Raw genomic sequence first — 4,043 nt, 5'->3', positions numbered from 1 at the left:
TGGGCCCCGGCGGCTACCAGGTCGGCGGCTTCCCGCCCGGTTGGGCGGAGTGGAACGACCGCTTCCGCGACACCACCCGCGGCTTCTGGAAGGGCGATGACGGCCAGGTCGCCGACCTCGCCTCCCGCCTCAGCGCCTCCGGCGACGTGTTCAACCGCCGCGGCCGCAAGGCCTGGGCCAGTGTCAACTTCGTCACCGCGCATGACGGCTTCACCCTGAACGACCTGGTCTCCTACAACGACCGGCACAACGAGGCGAATGGCGAGGACAACAAGGACGGGCACTCCGACAACCTGTCCTGGAACCACGGCGCCGAAGGCCCGACCGACGACCCCGTCATCAAGGGCTTGCGCGACCAGCAGAAGCGCAACCTGCTGGCGACGCTGCTGCTGGCGCAGGGCACGCCGATGATCCTGGGCGGCGACGAATTCGGCCGCAGCCAGCAGGGCAACAACAACGCCTATTGCCAGGACAATGCGGTCAGCTGGGTCGATTGGGACGCGATCGACGAGGATGGCCGCAAGCTGATGCAGTTCACCCGCCGCCTGATCTCGCTGCGCCAGCGCTTTCCGGTGCTACGCCGCAGCCGCTTCCTGACCGGCGTCTACAATGAGGAGCTGGAGGTCAAGGACGTCGCCTGGCTGCGCCCCGACGGGCAGGAGATGGCGGAGGTCGACTGGACCAACCCGCAGACCCGCTGCCTGGGCATGCTGATCGACGGCCGGGCCCAGCCGACCGGCATCCGCCGTCGCGGGTCGGAGGCGACGCTGCTGATCCTCTTGAACGCGCATCACGAGGAGGTGCCGTTCCTGCTGCCCGAGGTGCCGGACGGCCCGTCCTGGACCGCGCTGGTCGACACCGCTGAGCCGGAGGCACCGCAACGCGCCCGCCTGCCCGCCGGCGAGACCTTCGCACTGCAGGGCCGGACGCTGGCGCTGCTGTCCGCCCAGACCGGGGCATAAGCGGAAAAAACGCCCCGCCGGTGTCACCCGGCGGGGCGGTTCCCTGGCCTTACTGCGGGTTGGCCTGCATCACTTTCTGCGGCGCGCGGTTCGCCATGAACTGCGAGACCTCGGACAGGGTCACATAGCCCTTCCGCGACGTGTCGATCTGTCCGAAATGATCGGCGACGAAGCCCCAGCCAGCCGCCTTGGCCTGCTGCGCGGTCAGGGACGACCGCGACCCGGACGCCTGCTGGAACTGCTGCGCCAACTCGTCCTGCACGCTTTGCGCCACCGTGGCCGCGCTCGGCTTCGGCGCCGGCGCCACCCGCAGGGACATCGCGCCCAGCGGCCGGATCGGCTTGAGGACGTCGTCATAACCCCAGGCCGACTGGCCCAGCCCGATCCCCGCCAGCACCAGGGCCAGCGAGGCCACGCATGCCGAATGCTTGGCCGAATGCTTGACTGTCATGATCCCCTCCTTGGCTAGTTGGCGGCTTGCTGCGCGATCTGGGCCGCGTCGGACCCGAAGGGCGGCGCCGCGAAGAAATCGGTGATCACCGCCTCCAGCGCCGGGCGCGAGGCCTCGGTGTTGTAGGTCATGTGACCGCCCTCGAACCACTTCACCGGGATGCGGCCCAGCAGGTCGACGCCGATCAGGTCCATCTCGCTCTGGTAGCCCGGCGTCGCATTGTCTTCGTAGCCGTGCATGACCAACCATTTCAGCCCCGGATCATAGGTCAGGGCGATCTGGATATCGGCCAGGCTGTTCGGGTCCGTGGTGCCGTTGTGGTTCCAGTTCCAGTAATAGATCGCATTGCCCAGCGGCTCGTAGGTCGAGCGCGTGCGGTAGTTGACGTAGGCCGGCAGCAGCGACTTGAACTGGTTGAGGAAGGCCACGTTGATGTAGTCGTCGGGCGCGTAGGAATTGCCGGCCGGGACCTTCATCCGGCCGTCATAGCGGCCCAGCTCGTAGCCCGGCATCAGCGAGGTGCGGAAATCGCCGGGAAGCTGCTTGAACGACCGGTACCAGGTCAGGGTGTCGAGCCCTGCCCGGGCGACGAGATCGTTCAGCAGGACCGAGCCCTTCGCCGTGTCGAGGAACGCTTTCTGCGCCGCGGGGGCCAGGGCCTCCACCGGCACGTACCGGACCGAGGTGAACTGGCGCAGGCTGGCGAGATACTGGTCGATCGTCTGCGTCCCGCGGGCCGGCGACTTGTTGAAGAAATTCGCCATCATCGCGTAGCTCGGCAGATAGCCGCCGCAGGAGACGGCGTCCTCCATCTCGCAATTCGAGGCATAGTCGAGGATTGGCGAGTTGAGGATCACCCCGCTCAGGATCACCGCCGGCTTGCCCGTCGGGTCCGGCAGATAGTGGCTGGTGCCCTGCCGCTCCAGCAGCTTCGCCACGATCGGCGTGCGGATGCCGCCATAGGATTCGCCGTAGAGGTATTTCGGCGAGCTCTGGCGGTTGTTCTGGTTGATGTAGCGGGTGATGAAGTCGGTCACCACCTGGCCGTCGGCATCGACACCCCAGAAATCCCGGTTCTTGTGCGGGGCGATGGCCGCGGAATAGCCGGTGCCGGGCGGGTCGACGAACACCAGGTCGGACTGCTTCAGCAGCGTGATCTCGTTGTCGACCAGCGGGAAGCTGTCGGGCTGCGTGCCGTAGCTGATGATGTTGGGCGCGTCCGATTTCAGCCGCTTCGGCGCCCAGGAGCCCATATGCAGCCAGATCGAGGCCGAGCCGGGGCCACCATTCCACAGGAAGGTCACCGGTCGCGAGTTCTTCGGCGCGCCGTCCATGGTGTAGGCGGTGTAGAAGAACGCGGCCTCGGTGTCGGTGGCCTTGTTCCCGTTGGTGACCATCAGATGCCCGGCGCCGGCGGTGAACCGCACCAGCTTGCCGTCGATCACCATGGTGTGGTGCTTGATCGAATTCGTCTCGTTGACCTGGCCCCTGTTGACCTGCCCGTCCGGCCCCGTGGGGTAGATGGTGAGGTCGTTGACCACCCGGTCCGGGTCGGCCGGAACCGGCGCGCGCGCCGCGGCCGGTTGAGCAGCAGTGCTGGCGTTGTCCGATGGCGCTGAATTTCCGGGAGAGCTTGCCAGCAGACAAACAGCAAATGAAGCCGCGACAATGCGTAAGGACATGCCTCGCTCCTTCTTTGTGTCGACTTCTATGGGCTTGCAGGCAAAACCTTTCGTCACGGCGCCGTTTCGCGTCTTTGCTCAATGGTGAGACGGCAAAAGGGTCGTCGTGACGGAGATGTCGCGATACAAGCTGCGGCCTGGGGGCGAGCCAGTGCCGGATGCTCCGACAGGGAGTCGGCCGCGCCGGCGCATCCGCGCGACGCTTCAGCCGATGTCTCGCCGGGCATGATGGGATGTGTCCCCCCAATCGCGACCCGAAGCCGTCCCTGTTGGAAGATGCCGGCACAACCAGCCCTTCAAGACTGGCGAGCCTAACCAAACCGGCATTACGACAAAGGACAGAAGTAAATTTCCGGAGTCATGGAAGGCATAAACAAATGGCGTTCGACATCGTAAAGACTTGCTGCTAGCTGCAACGCCCGAGAATCATGGGCTCGTTTTGCATTTCCTTTAAAATTATCGCTATTTTCGACCAAAACCCGAAGCGCCGCAAGATGAATAACGGGATATTCTTTCTCTTCCCTGGGGAGAGCCAGATCCGATCTGTTTCAAAGTGTTTTATTGCAGCGCACCGAACGGGTCGAGGGCCGGCTGGACGCCATGGATATCGCCTGCACCCTGGCATCGAAACCGGGCACCGGTTCCGGCATCATGCCGCATGCCCCAGCGCACGGCTTCGATCAGCCCCGGAAGGACCATCCCCATGACCGCCCTGCTTCCCGCCGAGCTTGCCTGGTACGTCACCGGCCGCTTCTACCAGGCCGAGACGGACGGCCCGGTGGCCGATTACGGCTATTTCCTGCACCTGCCCTTCGCCGACGTGCCGCTGTTTGCGGGGCCGCGCGGCGAGACCACCGCGCACTTCACCTTCGCCGCCAAGCCATTCCAGGCGCAGGGGGTCACCAATGGCAGCCTGTCGCTCGGGGTCGATCCGGTCGGCGAATTCTC

At 65.4% G+C, this 4,043-nt stretch carries 3 protein-coding genes and 1 pseudogene; 2 read left to right on the top strand and 2 right to left on the bottom strand.

Going from position 1 to position 4,043, the window contains the following annotated elements:
- Positions 1–962 (top strand): annotated as a pseudogene (locus AC3XYG_RS27980) (glycogen debranching protein GlgX); the annotation flags it as partial.
- Between the two features lie 49 nt (positions 963–1,011).
- Here the strand turns inward: AC3XYG_RS27980 and AC3XYG_RS27975 are convergent.
- Complete coding sequence (locus AC3XYG_RS27975; protein ID WP_489143155.1) at positions 1,012–1,413, bottom strand: hypothetical protein; 402 nt, start codon at positions 1,411–1,413, stop codon at positions 1,012–1,014.
- Positions 1,414–1,427: 14 nt separating this feature from the next.
- Positions 1,428–2,954, bottom strand: a complete 1,527-nt coding sequence (locus tag AC3XYG_RS27970) for a S10 family serine carboxypeptidase-like protein (RefSeq protein WP_489143154.1) — start codon at positions 2,952–2,954, stop codon at positions 1,428–1,430.
- An 844-nt stretch (positions 2,955–3,798) separates the two neighbouring features.
- On the opposite strand from AC3XYG_RS27970, the gene AC3XYG_RS27965 reads away from it, so the two are divergent.
- The coding region (locus AC3XYG_RS27965; protein WP_489143153.1) for a hypothetical protein at positions 3,799–4,043 on the top strand (245 nt) is incomplete at its 3' end.

This window comes from Inquilinus sp., from assembly GCF_057815775.1.
This window is presented reverse-complemented; position numbering and strand designations above follow the sequence as displayed.

What these genes read in the sequence shown, in the direction of transcription:
- AC3XYG_RS27975 (WP_489143155.1), bottom strand. Translation starts at nt 1,413, where the DNA reads ATGACAGTCAAGCATTCGGCCAAGCATTCGGCATGCGTGGCCTCGCTG.